The following is a 19,347-nucleotide window of genomic DNA, read 5'->3' as shown; positions in this document are numbered from 1 at the left end:
TGCGCCCAGGTCGGCCAGGATCCTCTCCCTGTCCTCTTTCGAGTACATCTCGGCTCCTTCCTTGGATAAGAACTTATGTTCGCCGTGGTGGCATGCCCCCACGGTCCAAGAAACCGCCGCGCTCCCGCTATGGCAAGGGAACGCGGGTTGCGGGAGTGCGCTGCTTACGTGAAAGCACAAAACCGCAGGTCGCAATAGTCCGTGACGAATCGGGCGAACGTGGAGGCCCCCAAATCCCCCCGTTTTGTCCATGATGCTATCGGTTATATAAAAAAGCGCGGTTGCCGGGGGAAGGCAGCCGCGCTCTCCTACTTTTCCTTGCGGTCCCGCAGCTCTCCCAGCTTGCGGGCCTCGCGGGCGCCCTTCGCGCCGCCGGCCCCCTGCAGGCCGCCGGCGTCGCGCGGCACGGTGCGGGCCACCTCGCCGCGGGCCAGCGCCACTTCGCGCTCGCGCTCCTCGGCCATCATCTGCTCGAGCAGCGGGTCGCGCTCCACCGTGCGCGCGGCCTCGGCGCGGATGGCGGCGTAGCGCCCGGCCTCCACGCCCGTGCCGGCGCGCCCGGCCTCCAAGCTCGCATTCGCGGCGTCGAAGGCCTCGTTCGTGTTCGTCTCGGAGAACCCGGGCGCCACCACGCTGCCGAACGCGGCCACCTGCGCGCCGGACTCGTCGGCGAGCGCGCGGCCGTCGCCCATGCCGTCCACGGCCAGGCCCTTGAACGTGCAGTTGGGCGTGCCGTCGGCGTTCCAAGCCGGGGAGAGCTCGCCGGTGGTCTGGTCGGGATAGTCGAAGTCGCTCTGCGCGGGCCGCCACTTCCCGGTCAGCTTCGCCGCGAAGTTCGCCGGCTCGTTCGTGAACCACAGCTTCGCCAAATGCTTCGCATGCACGGGCTTCACATCGAAGGCCCAGTTCAGCTCCGACTTCTCGGCCACGGTGTTCTCGGACAGACGCTCGAACTCGGCCTTCAAGGCCCCCAGGCGCGCGTCGATGCGGCCGGTGCCGTTGTACAGCACATCGTCCAGGCGGTTCATCTGCTCGCGCGCCTCGCGGATGCGCTTGTCGGTGGCGGCGGCCATCCCGGCGTCCAGGATGCCGTGCTCGCCCTTGATCCGGTTCAGGTCGAGCGCCGCGTCGTAGGTGGCGTCCACCATCTCGTCCACGCTCATGTAGGTGCTCTCGTAGTTCATGATGTGCTTCCACGAGGGCAGGATCATGCGCTCGCGATGTTCCTCGAACGTGCGGGCACGCAGCTTGTAGCCGTACTTCTCCGGGTTGTCGAACGCGATGGACCCCACGTCCAGAAACGGCGCCATCGGCGAGGTCAGCACCACGAGACGCGGGTCGTAATTCACACGCTCGTACAGATGCTGCACGTAGGCCCCCGTCTCGCGCACGCTGGCGGCGGTCTGCTTGGGGATGCCCGTCATGAAGTACAGGTCGAACCGCTCGCAGTTGGGGTGCGACAGCGCGTCGACGATGGTGTCCTCCAGCTCGGCCATCGTGTAATGGCCCTTGCCGAACGCCTTGCGCACGTCGTCGTCGTGGCTCTCGGCCGAGATCTCCACCGACCAGTTGCCCAGGTTGTTATCGAGCAGCTGGTAGAACTCGTCGCCCCCCGGCGGCGGGCCGAAGAACTCGAAGCCGATGGGGTTGTGCACCTTGCCCTTGAGCCCGGTGATGAACTCGTGCGTGTACGCCTCGCCGGCCTGCAAAAAGTCGTTCAGCACGAAGATGGGGCCCCACACGTGGTTCTGCACGTTCTCGATGTCGCGGATCAAAAGCTTCGGGTCGCGCCACGCCACGCGCCGGCGGCCGAAGTGGTTCTTGAACGCGTAGGCGCTGCCGCCGCAGGTGGCGCAGTTGCGCGCGCAGCCGCGGCAGGTGAGGCTGGCCGTCACGGGATACGAGAGCCACCCCTTCATGGGCAGGTAGCTGGTCATGTCGTGGTGGCGCAGCACGCCCTTCATGGGGTAGGCGTAATCGAGCGAGATGGCGTTCATGTCGTCGGGCACCCACGACAGCGGGTTGATGCGGATTGCCCCCGAGTCGTCCTTCCAGGTGAGGTTCGGGATGTCCGACAGGTCGCCCACCGGCGTGTGCGTCTTGGCCGCCCGCGCCACGCGCTCGATGAGCATGCGCATGGGCTCCTCGGTGGAGTCGCCGCGGAACACGTAGTCGATGCAGTCGTACTTGATCAGGTCCTCGTGGAAGATCGACGACGACAGCCCGCCGAACGACACCGGCACGTGCGGGTGCAGGCGCTTCAAGATCTTCGCCACCTCGATGGAGCCGTGGCAGTGCGGCATCCAGTGCAGGTCGATGCCGAACAGGTGCGAGTCCAGGCGCGCGAGGTTCTTCTCCACGTCGAAGTTCTTCTTGTGCAGCATCATCGACGCCAGGTTGTAGATGCGCGAGCGCAGCCCGTGGCGCTCCAGGTACTCGCAAAGCGTCGTGAGCCCCAGCGGGTACATCTCGAAGATGGGCGTGGAGGGCACCATGTCGGACACGGGCCCGTACATGATGGAGCGCTCGCGGAAGTCGTAGGTGGCGGGCGCGTGGATGTATGTCATGTCTAGTGTTTGCATGCGGCCATGAAGTATAGCACTCTTATGTTCCGTCGGCCTTGCGGCCGACGGAACAACTCGACGCTGCGAAGCCCCCTCGCACCCGATCTTCGCGCGATCCCGCGGACTCGCGTACCGAAGTACGCTTCGCCCCCGCGATCCCGCGAATCTCGGGCACGAGGGGGCTTCTCGCTGACTTACTGCGCCAACCTGGGGCGTACGCATCGCCTCCCGCCGCGCCTCCTCCCCCGGCCGATTGCCCTGTGTGCTTTCGCCGGAGAGCGCATCGGCAATGCTATGATACGCAGCACACGATTATTCTTAGAGATTGGTGGGCCGTCATGCTGTTGTGCGCACAATATATTCTCCCCATCACTTCAGAACCGTTCCAGAACGGCGCCGTGCTCGTGCGCGACGGCCGCATCTGCGACATCGGCACCACCGACATGTTGAAGCTCCGCTACCCCGACGAGGAGATCGTCGACTACGGCCTGGCCGCGCTCATGCCGGGCCTGGTCGACCTGCACACCCACCTGGAGAACTCCGTCATGCGCGGTATCGTGCACGACGTGCCCTACACCACCTGGATCACGTCCATGCTGGAGAAGAGCGCGAAGATGGACGTGGGCGACTGGTACGACTCGGCCATCCTGGGCGGCCTCGAGGCGCTCTCCAGCGGCATCACCTGCGTTGCCGACATCACCGCGACGGGCGCGGCCTGCACGGCCACGCAGAAGCTCGGCATGCGCTCGGTCATCTACCGCGAGGTGGGCGCCATGGACAAGCGCCGCGTGGACTACGCCATGCGCGTGGCCGAGAACGACATCATGCACTGGCGCGAAGAGGTCGACTCCTCCCGCATCACCATCGGCATCGCCCCGGCGGCTATGTACGTGTGCCATCCCTCCATGTTCGGCAAGGTGTCCGACTTCGCGCGCCGCGAGAACGTGCCCGTGGCCATGCATATGGCCGGCAACCGCGAGGAGTTCAACTTCATCAAGTACGGTTCGTCGCCGTTCTCGGTGCACACCATGGACCAGAAGCGCGGCTACGTGGAGGTCCCGCCGTGGTTGCCCACCGGCACGACGCCCGTGCGCTATGCGCTGAACTGGGGCGCGTTCGAATCCGACAACGTGCTGGCCATTCACTGCGTGCATGTGGACGACGAGGACGTGAAGAAGCTCAAGGAGTACGACGTGGCCGTGGCCGTGTGCCCGCGCTGCAACGCGCAGCTGGGCATGGGCGTGGCCCCGCTCACGGAGTTCTTGCGCTCCGGCCTGCGCACCGGCATCGGCACCGACTCGCCGGCCGCCACGGACTCCACCGACCTGCTCACCGAGATGCGCATCGGCATGCTGGTGCAGCGCGCCGTGAACGTGGGCCAGTTCCTCGATTCGGCCACCATGCTGGAGATGGCCACCATCGGCGGCGCCCGCGCGCTCAAGCTGGACGACAAGATAGGCTCGCTGGACATCGGCAAGCGCGCCGACCTCGTGGCCGTGGACCTGTCCGGCTCGCACCAGACGCCCACCACCGACCCCGTGTCGGCCGTGGTGAACACGTGCAGCGGCGCCGACGTGCTCATGACCATGGTGGACGGCGTGCAGCTGTACGAGAAGAACAAATGGCATGTTGACGTGGAGGTGGCGAAGAACATCGCCCGCGTCATCGAGATCCGCGGGAAACTGAGGATGTAGCAGCATGGCGAAGCAACAGAAGCTCACGGCGAAGCAGAAGAGCGAGCGCATCAAGGCCGCGCAGGAGCGCGAACGGAAAGCGCAGGAGCAACGCAGGCGCGCGGAGAAAACGAAGCGGATATTCACCGTGGTCATCTGCGTGATCCTCGTGCTGGCGCTGGGCATTCCCACCATGGCCCTCATGGTCATGGGCGGCGGGTCGTAGAGGGCTCTCGCGCCTCAGCAGGGGGGTTGAAGGGCGGTTCTAAGAAGGCGGGAGCTCCGGCGTCGCCCCTCTTTGCGCATTTCCTTCTCCCTGCGCGCCGTCCGGCCTCTTGTTTTTTCTGTAGAGCATCCGCAGATGCGTTGGCCGAACGCGTTTGTGATACTATGAATCGTTGCCGCGCGGGGCGCGGCTGATACGTTGAGAGACACCGCGCAAAGGGGTTTGCTTTGTTTGGTATTGGTGGATTCGAGCTTTTTCTCATCCTGCTGTTCGGGTTCCTCATCTTCGGGCCCGACAAGCTGCCGGCCATGGCTAAGACGCTGGGGAAGGCCATCGCGAAATTCAAGGACGCCCAGGAGGAGATGAACAAGGTCATCAAGACGGAAGTCTACGACCCAAACTCCGACGAGCCGTTCAAGAACCCGCTCGACGCCTTGGCGAAGGTGGGAGAGATCGGCAAGGACGACAAGAAGGAGGCGCCTGCTGTCTCCGGCAAGCAGGAGAGCTTCTCCGAGCGCAAGGCCCGCTATGACAAGGAGCGCGCCGCCAAGAAGGCCGAGGAGGCGAAGCAGGCCACGGCTGCCGCGACGGCTGCCGCCGCCGGCACCGCCACGGCTGCGGCGGCGAAGCCGGTCGCGCGGCCCGACGGCTCGTTCGCGAAGCCCGAGGAGGCGAAGCCTGTCTCGACGGCGGCGGCCGGGGCGTCCCCGGCGAAGGCCGAGGCCGCGAAACCGGTGACCGAGCCGAAGGCGAAGCCCTCGGCCGACGAGCTGTACGGCACGAAGCCGGCCGCGAAGAAGCCGGCCGCGAAGCCCGCGACGAAGTCCGCAGCTGCTTCGGGGGAGAAGAAAACCTCCGCGACCACGGCGAGGAAAACCTCGGCGGCGAAGCCCGCGAAGACGGAGGCCGAGAAGGCGGCGGCCCGCTCGGCTGCCGCGAAGAAGGCTGCGGCGACGCGCGCCGCGAAGAAGAAGGCGGCCGAGGAGGCCGCCAAGGTCGCGTCCACGACGACGAACGAGAAGGGGGAATAAGCCATGCCTATCGGACCGGCACGTATGCCCCTGTTCGACCATCTGGGCGAGCTGCGCATGCGCCTCGTGCGCATCGTGGCGTGCCTCGCCATCGCCGTGGTGGTGTTCTACATGGCCACGCCCACGATGGGCCAGTTCCTGCTCCAGCCCATCTTCGACTTCCTGCCCAAGAATGCCGACGGCTCGCTGGCGCTGATCGCGCTCGACCCGTTCGAGTCGTTCGCCACGCGCTTCAAGATATCCATCTGGGCGTCTATCGTGGCCTGCTCGCCGGTTATCCTCTGGCAGATCCTCGCGTTCTTCCTGCCGGCGCTCAAGCCCAAAGAGCGCAAGTGGTTCGTTCCCACGTTCGGCGCGGCTGTCGCCCTGTTCGTGTTCGGAACGGTGTTCTGCTATCTGATCATCCTGAACCCGGCGTTCGAGTGGCTCACCGACCAGGCGGCCGGCCTGGGCGAGATAGCCCCGCGCATGTCGTCCTACATCGACATGATCATCAAGTTCGAGATAGGCTTCGGCTTCGCCTTCGAGCTGCCGTTGGTGGTGTTCTATCTGGTGATCTTCGATATCGTTCCGTATAAGAAGCTGCGCGGCGCGTGGCGCACCGTGTACGTGGCGCTCATGGTCATCTCGGCCATGGTCACGCCGGATGCCTCGCCCGTCACCATGCTGCTCATGTTCGCGGCGCTGCTGGTGCTGTACGAGGGCAGCCTGCTCATCTCGCGCATCGTGCTGGGCAAGCGCATCAAGAAGCAGAACGAGGAGCTTGCGCGCGAAGAGGCCGAGGAAGAGGAGCTGAAGCAGGAGATGCTGGCCAGAAAGAAGGCCAAGGCAGCGAAGAAATAACCGTGCCGACAATCAGGCCCGCCGCTTGATCGGCGGGCCTTTTCGTTAAGGAGCGCATCATGCACGAACTGGGCATCATGACGGGCGTCCTGGACGCCGTGCAAACGTCCGCGAAGCAGGCCGGCGCCGACCGGGTGCTCAAGGTGAGCCTGTCGGTGGGCGAGATGACCGAGGCCATCGAGGATGCGCTGCGCTTCGCCTTCGAGGCGCTGTCGGAGCAGCGCGAGTTTGCGCTGTGCGCCGGCGCCGAGCTCGACATAACCATGGTATGCCCGCGCAGCCGCTGCCTGGAGTGCGGCGCCGAGTACGACCACGACCGCTTCCACATGCTGTGCCCCGAGTGCGGCAGCTTCGCCACGGAGCTCATCGCCGGCCGCGAGCTGCAGATCGACTCGATAGAGGTGGATATCCCCGACGACGAGGAAGAAGGGGCCGTCGCCGCGGAACCCGGCTCTGCCGACGCATAAGTTTGCTATGCTGGGCGCGACTGATAAGGAGCCATCATGCAGATAGATATGAAGCAGCCCATCCTCGACAAGAACGATCAGCTGGCCTCGGAGCTGCGCGCGCGGTTCGCCGAGAACAAGGTGTTCGTGCTGGATCTTCTGGCCAGCCCCGGCTCGGGCAAGACGTCCACCATCCTGGCCACCATCGACGCGCTGCGCGACGAGTTCAACATCGCCGTCATCGAGGGCGACATCGCCAGCAACGTGGACGCTGAGAAGATCAAGGCGCAGGGCATCCCCGCCGTACAAATAAACACGGGCGGCGCGTGCCACCTGGAGAGCGCCATGCTCAAGCGCGCCGTGGACGTGCTGGACCTGGCGCGCCTGGACCTCATCATCGTGGAGAACGTGGGCAACCTCGTGTGCCCCACGGACTTCGACCTGGGCGAGAACGCCAAGGTCATGATCCTGTCCGTGCCCGAGGGCGATGACAAGCCCCTCAAGTACCCCGGGGTGTTCCAGGTGGCCGAGGCCGTGGTGCTGAACAAGGTGGACACCCTGCCCGTGTTCAACTTCGATCGCGAGGCGTTCGAGAGCGCCGTGCGCCAGCTGAATCCGCAGGCCCCCATCTTCCCCATCGCCGCCACGAAGGGCGACGGCGTGGAGGCCTGGGCGGAGTGGCTGGCCGACCGCATCCGGGAGATCCAGTAACGGGGGAGCGCCCGCAACCAAGTAGAAACAATCGGCGCCCATACTGGCCGCAACGGCAGGCGCGAGCGAAAGGCTGGCATATGGATACGAGCGAGCGGTACCGCCTCTGCGTCGAGGCGCTGCGGGGCTTTGCGGAGGGCGCCGGGTTCTCCGACGCGGTCATCGGGCTGTCGGGGGGCATGGACTCCAGCATCGTGGCGGTGATGTGCGTGGATGCGTTCGGCGCCGACCATGTGCACGGCGTGCTGCTGCCGGGGCCGTACTCGAGCGAGCACTCGGTGGAGGATGCGCGGGAGCTGGCGGGCAACCTGGGCATCGAGGCGCAGGTCGTGTCCGTCTGCGAGCCGTACGAGGCGTTCGAGCGCGTGCTGGCGCGCGCGTGCGGCGGCGAGCTCGCGGGGTTGGCGGCCGAGAACACGCAGGCGCGCTGCCGCATGGTGTGCCTGATGGCGCTTTCGAACGCGTACGGCTGGATGCTGGTGAACACGGGCAACAAGAGCGAGGCCATGATGGGCTACTCCACGCTCTACGGCGATACGGCCGGCGCCTTCGCCCCCCTCGGCGGCCTGTACAAGACCGACGTGTATGCCGTGGCCCGTTGGCGGAACGCCCAGGCCGAGGCTGCGGGCGCCGTGCCGCCCGTGCCCGAGCGCGTGTTCGCGAAGCCGCCCAGCGCCGAGCTCTCGCCCAACCAGGAGGACGAGAAGAGCATGGGCATAGACTATCCCACGCTCGATGCGCTGCTGCAGGCCCACGTGGAGCGCGGCCTGGGCGCCGATGCGCTGGTGGCGGAAGGCTTCGACGCGGCACAGGTCGAGCGCGTGCTGTCCACCGTGCGCGCCACCGCCTTCAAGCGCGCGCTGGAGCCCCCGTATCCCCAGGCGCCGTTCTACGCGTAGAGGTGAGGGGGCGCCCCCCCATCTCGCACACGCCGCAGGCCGGACGGCGCCCCTCTCCCCATGCGAAGATTGCGTGACAACCCGCTGTCGCCCTGCCGCGCCCGCCTGCGCGGTCACTATACTCGGCGCATCCGGTAATCAACGTGCATTCCCCGTCAAAGGAGCCGCCGCCTCATGGAACGTCGGGCATTCTTCAAACTTGTAGGCGCAGGCGCCGTCGTCGCGGCGGGCGGGGGCTTGGCCGCCTGCTCGTCGGGCGCGGTGCCGTCGCCGCTCGCCCCTGCCGCCCCGACCGAGGAGGAGGGGCCGCGCGTTTTCGAGAGCCCCGACGTCAGCTTCTCGTCCGATGTGGACGTGCTCGTGGTGGGCAGCGGCATCGCCGGGCTGTCCGCGGCCATGGCGCCGCTCGAGGCGGGACGCTCGGTCATGATCGCGGAGAAGCTGGAGCTGCTGGGCGGCGAGAGCTACTCGTCCACCGGCGTCATGCACGTATCCGGCAGCGCGCTGCAGAAGCAGGCCGGCATCGAAACCACGGCCGAGCAGGCGTGGGACACGCGCCGCCAGGAGTTCGCCGACGCCGGCATCACCGACCTCGACTTCGCCAAGCGGTTGTTCGTGACCGCGCCCGAGTGGGTTGACCAGCTGGTGGACGAGTACGGCGCCCAGTTCGAGAACCCCGCCGACCACGTGAAGGCGGGCGCGTCGGAGCGCATCCTGCTGCCGAAGCGCGGGCTGGGCGACATGGAGAGCATCATGACGCCGCTGCGCGATGGGCTGTCGTCGAAGGGCGCTGCGTTCGCCACCGGGCTGCGCGCCTCGGCGTTCGTGGTGGATGCGTCCGGTACCGTGTGCGGCATGCGCCTGCGCGACGCGAAGACGGGCGCCGCCACCGACGTGCGGGCGCGCGCCGTGGTCATGGCCACCGGCGGGTTCGCCTCGAGCCAGCCGCTCGTGCACGCCAACGTGCCCGCCCAGGAGCGCATCGGCTGCTACACCACCGCCTCGATGGGCGAGGGCCAGCTGCTGTGCGCGCACCTGGGAGGCCAGCTGGACGATATGGGCAAGGCCGCGCCCCTGACGAGCGACCTGCCCGAGGCTGCGGCCTGGGGCCTGTTCGGCCCCGTGCTCGTCGTGGACGCGCTCGGGCGCCGGTTCGCGCGCGAGGACGACCCGAACGCTGCGGCCGACGCCTGCGTGGTCGGCGACCGCGGGTACTGGTGGACGATCTTCGGCAAGAAGCTGTCCAGCGGCGCCCAGGCGCGCAGCATTGCGCAGGTTACGACGAAGAACGCGAAGCGCCTGGCGGGACCCTTCGACGACGTGGAGGCGCTGGCGGGCGGCCTGGGCATCGCGTCCGACGCGCTCAAGGCGGTGTTCGACGGCTACGGCGAGGCGGTTGACGCCGGCAAGGACGATGCGTTCGGCCGCACAGCGTTCCTTCAGGAGATCGAGCCGCCGTACTACGCGCTCAAGCAGCTCCCTGTGCGCTACAAGACGCGCGGCGGCGTGCGCACCGATGCCGACGGCCGGCTGCTGAACGCGGCGGGCTCGGCCATCGCGAACGTGTACGCCTGCGGCTCGGTGGCAGCCGGCAGCGTGGAGGGGTTGGCGACGAACGGGGCGTTCGGGTTGATCGTGGGGCGGGCGGTGGCGAAGGCGCTCGATGCGGGGGACGCGGGGAAGTAGCTTTCGGCTTGAAGCACGGTCGGCAGGGAGAAGGAGGGCGAGGCCCTGGCCGAAACGGCCGGGGCCTCGCCCGGGGAGGGGTGGAGGGTCGCTTCGGTTACGCCTTCAGCGCCTCGACGACGGCCTTGCCGCTGACCAGGCCGCTGCCGGCGTTGGGGCTAAGGTCGCTGCCGCTGTCGGCGACGGTGGAGCCGCAGCAGTACACGTTGGGGATGGGGTTGCCGTCCTTGTCCGCAAGCTGGCTTTCCGTGGTGATCTTCATGCCGCCGTGCGTCTTGTAGCGGAACGGGAAATGCTTCATGGCGTAGTACGGCGCGGCGAGCGACTTCAGGAACAGCTTCTTGCCGAACTCGGTGTCCTCGCCGGCGGCCACCATGGCGTCGTACTTCTCGAACGTCTCCTTGAGCGTGCCGGCGGGCACGTCCATGGCCGCGGCCAGCTCGTCGAGCGAGTTGCACGGGCCCACGAGGCGGTCGGGGCTGCCCTTCATGTTCAGCTCGACGTTCCACTTCTGGCTGCCGTTGATGGTCTGGTCGTCGAAGATGGTCCACCAGAATCCCAGCTCCAGCTCGGCGGCCTTGTCGGGAGAGTCGTGGCTTTGGTCCTCCTTGATGAAGCGACGGCCCTGCGGCGTCACCTGCACCTGCGGCGAGAAGTAGCCCCACACCGTAACCTGGGCCAGGTCGCTCATGCGGTTGGCCTCCATGTCCATGTGCGTGTACACGCCGCCCAGCGCCCGGCACATCTGGTGGCCTTCGCCCATGGAGTGCACGGTGAGCGGCCCGAGGCGCTGCTGGCTGGGCAGGTAGGCGGACACCATCTCCTGGTTGCACGAGAAGCCGCCCGTGGCCACGATGATCTTCTGCGCCTTGATGTCGACGGGCTTGTTGTTCTTCTCGTCGTTGAAGCGCACGCCGATGGGGGTGCCCTCGCCGTCCACGATGAAGTTCGTGGCGCGCAGGTTCAGCTTGTACGTGGCGCCCTTCTTCTCCAGGCCCTTCTGCAGCGGCGTGAGCACGGCCTGCATGTCGCCGATACCGTTGCCGGGCAGCAGCATGGACGTGGGCGCGCCCGTGTTCATGTAGTCGGTGATGGGCTGGAACACCGCGCCGTAGTCGGTCGCCACGCGGTCGGCCCATTCGGTCTGGTAGAGGTAGACGTTGTGCTTGTAGTCCATGTCGTCGGTCTCGCCCTTCTTCTCCAGAATGGGGGCGTAGGCCTGCCACTTCGTCTCGGGGTCTCCTTCGATGCCGGCATCCTTCTGCATCTTTGAGCCCGCCACGTTCATGACGCCGCAGGCGATGAAGCTCTCGCCGCCCACGCGGTCGAGCTTGTCCACGAGCATGACCTTGTGGCCCGCCTCCACCGGGTCCATGGCCGCCGACATGCCGGCGATGCCCGTGCCCAGGATGAGCACGTCGGTTTCCTCGGTGAAGCTCACCGGCGAGGTTCCCACCACGGTGTCGCCCTCGCTCGCGCTGCCGCCCTTGCCGCCGCCGTTGGGCGCGCAGCCGGCCAGCGCGCCGCCGGCCACGAGCACGGCACCCGAAGCCACGGCTGCCTTGAGGAAGTTGCGTCGGTTCATGCTGTTCTCCATAATAATCCTCCCTGTTCCCTCTTCTTGTCCGCCTCGCGCCGGCCGCTGCCGGGCGTGAGGCGGAATCCCTGTCGGTCGCCCTCGCGACGATGCCCCCACTCTAGGTCCGCGGGCCGCCCCCGTCACCGTCCGTTTCGGGCTATATTGCCTTCTGCCGCCGTTATCCTGCGGTTTCGTCTCGCGTACGCGCAGGCGTTTCCGGTATCATGGGCGCATGATGAATGCGGGGAGGGGAAAGCGCGCCGCAGGGCACGCGTCGAGCGCAGAGGGGCCGGGGCGCGCAGCGCCGGCCGCGTCGCCGCGCGCGGTGGACCCGCGGTTATTCTCGCTCGTGGTGATCGTGGGCTACGGGCTGTTCCGTGGCGTGAACGCCAACTCCTACCTGTCGGCGTTCGCCTCGGTGGAGGCGCCGTTCCTGTTCGTTCCCGATCTGTTCTTCAACGTGGTGGTGGCCTGCTCGGTGGTCGTGTGCTCCGTCACCGTCATCGCGCTCACGCTGCGCGGGCGGCTGGGGCCGCTGTCCATGCCCTACGTGGCGCCCGCGGCGCTGTTCGTGGCGGCGAACCTGTGCGCCCTGTTCGGCGTGTTCTCGTGGATGCCGTCCGATCTGGCGCTCATCGTGCCGGGCGTGCTGCTCGGGGTGGCGTCGGTCATGCTGTCGCTCGTGTGGGTGGAGGTGCTGGCCTGCCAGGAGCCGCGCGCCATCGTCACGCAGATCGCGCTCAGCATGCTGGTGAACATGGTGACGTCGTCGGTGCTCTCGGGCCTGTCCGGGGGCGCGCGGGCGGTTGCAAGCTGCGCGGCCCTGGTCGTCATGGTGCTGTGCGCGCGGTACGTGCGGCGCGCGCTGCGTGCGGGTGTGGCGGGCACGGGGGCGGGCGGGCGTCGGAAGGACGCGCCGCGCGGATCGTACCGCGACGCGTTCCTGGAGCTGGGAGACTCGCTCGTGGCGTTCTGCGTCATGGAGGCCGTGATCGGGCTGCTCAACAGCTTCATGCTGGCCGGGTCTGTGACGTTCGCCGGGTCCGGCTCGGTGTCGGGTGCGGGCATGCTCATCGGCATCCTGGCGTTCTGCGTCGTCGTGTTCGTGGTGCAGCGCATCCCGCGGGTGTCCACGGCGTTCCGCGTGATCATGCCCATCATCGCCTCGCTTTTGGTGTTCCTGCCGTTTCTGGGCGAGCAGTTCAACCTGTTCTTCAGCACGGTGCTCTTGGGCGGCTACTACTTCATCGCGCTGCTCATCACGTACGTGGTGGCCGAGACGGCGCACGTGCGGAACCTGTCGCCCTACGTGCTCATGGGCGCGGCCGCGTGCCTCGCGCGCGTCTGCTTGGCCGCGGCGCTCTTGGGCGGGCACGCCATCGGCTCGCTGCCGGGCGGCCTGTTCGGCGAGAGCGAGCACATCATGCGCTATCTGGTGGTTATCATGGCCGTGATCTACGCGCTGTCGCTGGCGGCCGTGCTCGTGTCGCGCGACCGGCGCCACCGACGCCGGGGCGACGCGGATGCGGGGTCCTCGGCTGCTGCGGCGGCCCCGGCGGGTGCGGCGGAGGCGGCGCCTTTGCCGGCAGGCGCCGTGGCGGAGGGCGACGACGCGTTCGATGCTCGGTGCGCGGCCGTGGCCGCAGCGGGCGGCCTCACCGAGCGCGAGGCCGAGATCATGCGCTATCTGGCGCGCGGCCGCACGAAAGCCCACATTGCCGGCGTGCTGTTCGTGAGCGAGAACACCGTGCGCAGCCATGTGCGCAACATCTATGCCAAGCTCGAGGTCCACACCCGCCAGCAGCTCATCGACCTCGTGGAGGAAGAGCGCGGCGCGGACGGCGGCGGCGAGGCTCCCGGCTGCCGGTAGGCGCGTTCGGATACTCCAATTACCTCGGCTGGTGTATGGCGCGGGGCGGCCGGGTCGCGTACCATGGCAGGCATGGAGAACTTCCTTGTGAACAACCGCCCGATGGCGCCCAAGGACTGGGCGGTCGACGTCGCCGTGATGCTGGCGGCGTTCCTGTTCGGCTGCGGGCAGCTCATGCTCACGGCCTCGTCCATCGTGATCCCCGACCTTGAGCTGCGCCAGTATCTGGGCATCGTGAACGTCGTGCCCGACACGTCGGTGTTCGTGGCGCTGGCGCTGACCACGCTGCCGCTCGCGGCGCGGCGGCGGTTCCCGTGGCCCGTGTTCCTGTTCGTGCTCATCACGTTCCTGGGGCTGCAGGGCGCGTTCCGGGGCTTCTCGCTCACGGTGGTGGGCCCCGTGGTGGCGCTGTACACCATCGCTTGCGAGCGCGGGCGCACGGAGGCAGCCGTCGCCGTCGCCCTGGCCGTGGCGGGCGTGCTGTTCGCCGACGCCCCCTCGCGCACGGCGAGCCTCGCCTTCTTCACGCGCTTCCAGAACGTCGCGCTGCTGGCGGCCGCGGCGCTCGCGGGCTATGCGTACCGCACGCACCGCGCCTACGTGGCGGAGACGGAGCGGCGCGCGCTCGAGGCGGAGCGCTCGCGCGAGGAGGAGGCGGCCCGACGCGTGGAGGAGGAGCGCGTGCGCATCGCCCGCGAGGTGCACGACATCACGGCGCACTCGCTCTCCGCGGTGAGCATCCAGGCGGCTGCGGCCGAGCGCCTGGTCGACCGCGACCCTGCAGCGGCGAAGAAGGCCATAGCCACCGCGCGCACGACGGCGAAGGACGCCCTCGAGGAGATCCGCGGCATGATAGGCGTGCTGCGCGCCGGCGACCCCGCGGCCGAGACGGAGCCCACGGCCGGCACCGAGCGTTTGGACGACCTTGCGGCCTACCTGCGCCGTGCCGGCGTGGACGTGGCGCTGGATGCGGGCGGGTACGACCGCGCCGCCGTGCCGGCGTTCGTGGATGTGGCGCTCTACGGCATCGCGCGCGAGGCCGCCACGAACATCGTGCGGCATGCCGGCGCGCGCTCGGCAACGATGCGCCTGTTCACGGGGCCGTCGGGAGCGTGCCTGACGGTGGAGGACGACGGCCGGGGCGCGGCGGCCGAGACGGACGGGCATGGCCACGGCATCGCTGCCGCCGTGCGCGTGGTGGCAGCCGGCGATGCGCTCATCCAGCCCTCGGTGATGCGGCGGCTGGTGGAGACGTTCGTGCGCACGCGCCCTGCGGTGGGCGCCGGAGCGGCCGGGGGAGGGGGCGCCGGCGCGTTCTCTGCGCTCACCGAGCGCGAGCGCGAGATACTGGTGCTGGTGGCCCGCGGCATGACGAACGACGAGATAGGCGCCGAGCTGTTCATCTCTCCTGCCACGGTGAAGACGCATCTCGCCCGCGTCATGGCGAAGCTGGGCGCCCACGACCGCGCGCAGCTGGTGGTGCGCGCCTACGAGGGCGGCCTCGTGAGGCCGGGGGCGCGGGGGTAGGGCCCGCTCGCCCAACCTCGCCCAACCATTTCGCCGGCCCCCCGCGGGCAGTTTTGTGCAAAAGCACAAAAATTATTCGAAGTCCATCGAACGAATTGTGGCGATTGTGCAAAACCTCAGTCGAGGGCACTGAGATTTCCTCAATTTCGCTTGCATTCGCTAACGAGGCTGCTATGATAACGCAATGTTTAGCACTCGTTACCTATGAGTGCTAGCAGTCACCGCAACGGAGTGGTTAAATAGCAAACGTGCTACAACCAGTTTCGGACAAGAGACGGACGAAAGGAAGGCTACGTTATGAACTTGAAACCATTGGGTGATCGCGTCATCATCAAGCAGGACGAGGCTGAGGAGACGACGGCATCCGGTCTGTATCTCGCTACCGAAGCGAAGGAGAAGCCCCAGACGGGCACCGTTCTGGCCGTGGGCGAGGGCAAGCTCGACAAGGACGGCAAGCTCATCCCCGTGCCGGTCAAAGAGGGCGACAAAGTCCTGTACGGCAAGTACGGCGGAACCGAGATCACCGTCGACGGCGAGGACGTCATGATCCTGCGCGCCGACGACCTGTACGCGGTGTTCGCGTAAACCGAAGCAGCCCCAAGCTAACGCTGAAAGGATAGGCACACTATGGCTAAAGAGATCAAGTTCGAGGCCGACGCGCGCAGCGCGCTCGCGGCCGGCGTCAACAAGCTGTCCAACGCCGTCAAGGTGACGCTCGGCCCCAAGGGTCGCTACGTGGCGCTCGAGAAGTCCTACGGCGCCCCCACCATCACGAACGACGGCGTGACCGTGGCCAAGGAAGTGGAGCTGGAGGACCCGATCGAGAACATGGGCGCCCAGCTGGTCCGCGAAGTTGCCGTGAAGACGAACGACGTGGCCGGCGACGGCACCACCACCGCCACGCTGCTGGCCGACGTCATCGTGTCCGAGGGCCTGCGCAACGTCACGGCCGGCGCCGACGCGCTGGGCATCCGCCGCGGCATCCAGAAGGCCACCGACGCCATCGTCGACGCCATCAAGGCCGACGCGACGCCCGTGTCCACCAAGGAGCAGATCGCGAACGTCGGCACCATCTCCGCCGGCGACGCCGAGATCGGCGAGAAGATTGCCGAGGCCATGGACGCCGTGGGCAACGACGGCGCCATCTCCGTGGAGGAGAACGCCGCCTCGTTCGACCTGGAGCTCGACATCGTCGAGGGCATGCAGTACGACCGTGGCTACATCTCGCCGTACATGGCTACCGACATGGAGAAGATGGAAGCCGTCCTCTCCGACCCCTACATCCTGCTCACCGACCAGAAGATCACCAGCATCCAGGACATGGTCCCGCTGCTGGAGGAGGTCATGCGCTCCGGCCGTCCGCTGTTCATCGTCGCCGAGGACGTGGAGGGCGAGGCCCTGGCCACCATCCTGCTGAACAAGCTGCGCGGCACGTTCAACTGCGTCGCCATCAAGGCCCCCGGTTTCGGCGACCGCCGCAAGCGCATCCTCGAGGACATCGCGGCCGTCACGGGCGCGCAGGTCATCGACAAGGACTTCGGCATGACCATGGCCGACGCCACCATCGACATGATGGGCCATGCCAAGACGGTCAAGGTCACGAAGGACACCGCCCTCATCGTGGACGGCGCCGGCGACAAGAAGAACATCGAGGACCGCATCCATCAGATCCGCGCCGAGCTCGAGCGCGTCGACTCCGACTTCGACCGCGAGAAGCTGCAGGAGCGCCTGGCGAAGCTGTCCGGTGGCGTGGCCGTGCTCAAGGTGGGCGCCGCGACCGAGTCCGAGCTCAAGGAGAAGAAGTCCCGCATCGAGGACGCCCTGCAGGCGACCCGCGCGGCCGTGGAAGAGGGCATCGTCGCCGGCGGCGGCGTGGCGCTCGTGGACGCGCTGCCCGCGCTCGACAACATCTCGTCGGTCGACAAGGACGAGGAAGTCGGCGTGGCCATCATCCGCAAGGCGCTGGAGGCTCCGATGCGCGCCATCGCCCAGAACGCGGGCTTCGAGGGCAGCGTCGTGGTGGAGCGCGTGAAGGGCATGGGCAAGGGCGAAGGCCTGAACTGCGCCAACGGCGAGTACGGCAACATGATCGAGATGGGCGTGAACGATCCCGTCAAGGTCACGCGCACCGCGCTGCAGTCCGCTGCTTCCGTGGCGGCCCTCATCCTCATCACCGAGGCCACCATCAACGACATCCCGAAGGACCCGGATCCGGCGGCCCTGGCTGCCATGGCCGGTGCCGGCGGCGGTATGGGCGGCATGATGTAAGACCCCCCGGTTCCGGCCGCCACCCGGCCGCCGGAACCACCTGACGCCGGCCGGGCGCAAACGCGCCCGGCCGGCGTATCCCTAACTCGGAAAGCGAGGCGGCCGATGGGCCGCCTCCCTTCGTTCCGCTCGACCCTCGCCTCTTGCTGGCAGAAATCGGCAGGATGAGATCCGTCCGCGCTGGTTCCATGTGACCGTTCGGCTACGCCGTGCCTCCGGCGCCCTCGTTGGACTACAATACGAACCTATGGAAGAATTCACGCACATAGCCGGGCACGTCCTGGAGCATTCGGTTGCCGACACCCTCTACCTTATCCCGTTCCTCTTCGTCACCTACCTGGTGATGGAGTGGCTCGAGCACAAGACCGGTGGCAAGGCGCAGGCGGCCGTGCAGCGCGCGGGAGCTGCGGGGCCCATCGTGGGCGCGGTGGTGGGCGTGGTGCCGCAGTGCGGCTTCTCGGCCGTGGCGGCCACGCTCTGGGCCGGGCGCGTCATCACGCTGGGCACGCTGTTCGCGGTGTTCCTGTCCACGTCCGACGAGATGCTGCCCATCTTCATCGCCGAGCAGGTGCCGCTCATCGTGATCCTCAAGATCCTCGGCGCGAAGATCGTCGTCGGCATGGTCATGGGCTTCGTGGTGGACGCCGGCATGCGCCTCGCGCGCCGCATCGACGCGCCGCTGCACATCCACGACCTGTGCGAGCGCGACCACTGCCACTGCCATGACGGCGAGGGCGGCATCCTCAAGAGCGCGCTCAAGCACACGCTGCAGGTCACGGTGTTCATCTTCGTTATCACCATCGTGCTGAACGGCGTGCTGGAGGTGGTGGGCGAGGACGCGCTCGGCGAGTTCCTGAGCGCGAACCCGGTGCTCTCGGTGTTCGGATCGGCGCTGGTGGGCCTTGTGCCCAACTGCGCGGCCAGCGTGGTCATCGCGCAGCTGTACGTGAGCGGCGTGCTGGGCTCGGGCGCGATGCTGGCCGGCTTGCTGGTGAGCGCGGGCGTGGGCCTGCTGGTGCTCGTGCGCACGAACCGCCACTGGAAGCAGAACGTTGCCATCATCGTCGGCCTGTATGCGATGGGCGTGTTCTGGGGCCTCATCGCGAACGCGCTCGGCATCGTGTTCTAGGGCCGCGGATGCGGTGGCAAAGGTAGTATTCCGGTCATTTCTGTGCAAGCTTTTGATCAGGTAAAATGACGTATAAGCCCAGTTCAAAACACGTAAAAGGAAATGCACAGAAATGACCGGAATATTACATCCGGGCCAGATCTCCTTCGGATTCCGAAGAAGATTGCCGATAGGCCTCTGGCCTTCGAAGCGCCCTCACCGCTATAGTATGACCAGACCGCAAAACGAGAGGAGCATCCCATGTCCACGCTTGAAGCCGGCATGACGCGCGACGAGGCGTTCGCGCTGCTGCAGGAGCACAACAAGGACCCGTTCCATATCGAGCACGCCGAGACGGTGGAGCAGACCATGCGCTACTTCGCGCGCGAGTACGACCCCGACAACGTTGAGTTCTGGGGTCTCGTGGGCCTGCTGCACGACCTGGATTGGGAGGAGCACGACGACGAGCCGGAGCTGCACACCATCTACGCGGCCAAGGATATCGAGGCCGCCGGCGGCACGCCCGAGCTCATCCGCGCCATCCAGAGCCACACGTCGGACTTCAACCCGGAGCTTCCCAAGCCCGAGCTGCAGATGGAGAAGATCCTGTTCGCCACCGAGGAGCTCACGGGCCTCATCGGCGCGGCCATCGTCATGCGTCCCAGCAAGAGCGTCATGGACTTCGAGGTGAAGTCGCTCAAGAAGAAGTTCAAGGACAAGCGCTTCGCCGCCGGCGTCAGCCGCGACGTCATCCGCTCCGGCGCCGAGATGCTGGGCTGGGAGTTGGACGAGCTGTTCGCCCGCACCATCGAGGCCATGCAGTCCTTCGCCCCCGACAAGGACACGTTCGTCCCCGCCGAGGGGTAGGGGGCATCCTCCCACGCCTGTCCGTGCGCCCTCCTGCCGCGCCTGCCGC

The 19,347-nt window shown here is 67.3% G+C and carries 16 protein-coding genes; 14 read left to right on the top strand and 2 right to left on the bottom strand.

Annotated features, from left to right (window positions below):
* Nucleotides 1-308: 308 nt before the first annotated feature.
* A complete protein-coding gene (locus C1877_RS11125) occupies nucleotides 309-2,567 on the bottom strand; it encodes a TIGR04190 family B12-binding domain/radical SAM domain protein (RefSeq protein ID WP_181813840.1) in 2,259 nt (752 codons plus the stop codon).
* A gap of 335 nt (nucleotides 2,568-2,902) precedes the next feature.
* On the opposite strand from C1877_RS11125, the gene C1877_RS11120 reads away from it, so the two are divergent.
* The 8 genes from C1877_RS11120 to C1877_RS11085 all read left to right on the top strand — a co-directional run bounded on the left by C1877_RS11120 (nucleotide 2,903) and on the right by C1877_RS11085 (nucleotide 10,079).
* Nucleotides 2,903-4,258, top strand: a complete 1,356-nt coding sequence (locus C1877_RS11120; RefSeq protein WP_114569181.1) for an amidohydrolase family protein — start codon at nucleotides 2,903-2,905, stop codon at nucleotides 4,256-4,258.
* Nucleotides 4,259-4,262: 4 nt separating this feature from the next.
* Nucleotides 4,263-4,463 (top strand): hypothetical protein, encoded by a 201-nt coding sequence (locus C1877_RS11115; RefSeq protein WP_015539463.1) that lies wholly within the window; start codon nucleotides 4,263-4,265, stop codon nucleotides 4,461-4,463.
* Nucleotides 4,464-4,690: 227 nt separating this feature from the next.
* Nucleotides 4,691-5,494, top strand: a complete 804-nt coding sequence (locus C1877_RS11110; protein ID WP_114569180.1) for a Sec-independent protein translocase subunit TatA/TatB — start codon at nucleotides 4,691-4,693, stop codon at nucleotides 5,492-5,494.
* Between the two features lie 3 nt (nucleotides 5,495-5,497).
* Nucleotides 5,498-6,337: a twin-arginine translocase subunit TatC gene (tatC, locus tag C1877_RS11105; protein ID WP_114569179.1), complete on the top strand. Its 840-nt coding sequence runs from the start codon at nucleotides 5,498-5,500 to the stop codon at nucleotides 6,335-6,337.
* Nucleotides 6,338-6,396: 59 nt separating this feature from the next.
* On the top strand, nucleotides 6,397-6,804 hold the full coding sequence (locus C1877_RS11100; protein ID WP_015539465.1) for a hydrogenase maturation nickel metallochaperone HypA/HybF: 408 nt from the start codon (nucleotides 6,397-6,399) through the stop codon (nucleotides 6,802-6,804).
* Nucleotides 6,805-6,840: 36 nt separating this feature from the next.
* A complete protein-coding gene (gene hypB, locus C1877_RS11095; protein ID WP_015539466.1) occupies nucleotides 6,841-7,494 on the top strand; it encodes a hydrogenase nickel incorporation protein HypB in 654 nt (217 codons plus the stop codon).
* An 80-nt stretch (nucleotides 7,495-7,574) separates the two neighbouring features.
* Nucleotides 7,575-8,393 carry an NAD(+) synthase gene (gene nadE / locus C1877_RS11090; RefSeq protein WP_015539467.1) on the top strand — a complete coding sequence of 273 codons (819 nt, stop codon included), beginning with the start codon at nucleotides 7,575-7,577 and terminating at the stop codon, nucleotides 8,391-8,393.
* Between the two features lie 174 nt (nucleotides 8,394-8,567).
* The gene (locus C1877_RS11085) at nucleotides 8,568-10,079 is read left to right on the top strand and encodes an FAD-dependent oxidoreductase (protein WP_114569178.1); all 1,512 of its coding nucleotides are present in this window, start codon (nucleotides 8,568-8,570) and stop codon (nucleotides 10,077-10,079) included.
* 97 nt (nucleotides 10,080-10,176) lie between these two features.
* Here the strand turns inward: C1877_RS11085 and C1877_RS11080 are convergent, their stop codons facing one another.
* A complete protein-coding gene (locus C1877_RS11080; RefSeq protein WP_114569177.1) occupies nucleotides 10,177-11,676 on the bottom strand; it encodes an FAD-dependent oxidoreductase in 1,500 nt (499 codons plus the stop codon).
* 307 nt (nucleotides 11,677-11,983) lie between these two features.
* On the opposite strand from C1877_RS11080, the gene C1877_RS11075 reads away from it, so the two are divergent.
* From C1877_RS11075 to C1877_RS11050, 6 genes are all read left to right on the top strand, one after another.
* Complete coding sequence (locus C1877_RS11075; protein WP_244909850.1) at nucleotides 11,984-13,528, top strand: helix-turn-helix transcriptional regulator; 1,545 nt, start codon at nucleotides 11,984-11,986, stop codon at nucleotides 13,526-13,528.
* Nucleotides 13,529-13,600: 72 nt separating this feature from the next.
* On the top strand, nucleotides 13,601-15,055 hold the full coding sequence (locus C1877_RS11070; protein ID WP_147274551.1) for a helix-turn-helix transcriptional regulator: 1,455 nt from the start codon (nucleotides 13,601-13,603) through the stop codon (nucleotides 15,053-15,055).
* A 297-nt stretch (nucleotides 15,056-15,352) separates the two neighbouring features.
* Complete coding sequence (locus C1877_RS11065) at nucleotides 15,353-15,640, top strand: co-chaperone GroES (protein ID WP_041239244.1); 288 nt, start codon at nucleotides 15,353-15,355, stop codon at nucleotides 15,638-15,640.
* Nucleotides 15,641-15,682: 42 nt separating this feature from the next.
* Nucleotides 15,683-17,323 (top strand): chaperonin GroEL, encoded by a 1,641-nt coding sequence (groL, locus tag C1877_RS11060; protein ID WP_015539468.1) that lies wholly within the window; start codon nucleotides 15,683-15,685, stop codon nucleotides 17,321-17,323.
* 247 nt (nucleotides 17,324-17,570) lie between these two features.
* The gene (locus tag C1877_RS11055; protein ID WP_015539469.1) at nucleotides 17,571-18,452 is read left to right on the top strand and encodes a putative manganese transporter; all 882 of its coding nucleotides are present in this window, start codon (nucleotides 17,571-17,573) and stop codon (nucleotides 18,450-18,452) included.
* 240 nt (nucleotides 18,453-18,692) lie between these two features.
* Nucleotides 18,693-19,298 carry an HD domain-containing protein gene (locus C1877_RS11050; protein WP_015539470.1) on the top strand — a complete coding sequence of 202 codons (606 nt, stop codon included), beginning with the start codon at nucleotides 18,693-18,695 and terminating at the stop codon, nucleotides 19,296-19,298.
* The last annotated feature ends 49 nt before the right edge of the window (nucleotides 19,299-19,347 follow it).

Origin of the sequence: Gordonibacter pamelaeae (genome assembly GCF_003340385.1) — a bacterium.
GTDB classification, from domain to species: domain Bacteria; phylum Actinomycetota; class Coriobacteriia; order Coriobacteriales; family Eggerthellaceae; genus Gordonibacter; species Gordonibacter pamelaeae.
Note: the sequence above shows the minus strand (reverse complement) of the source record. Positions and strands in the feature narration are given on the sequence as shown.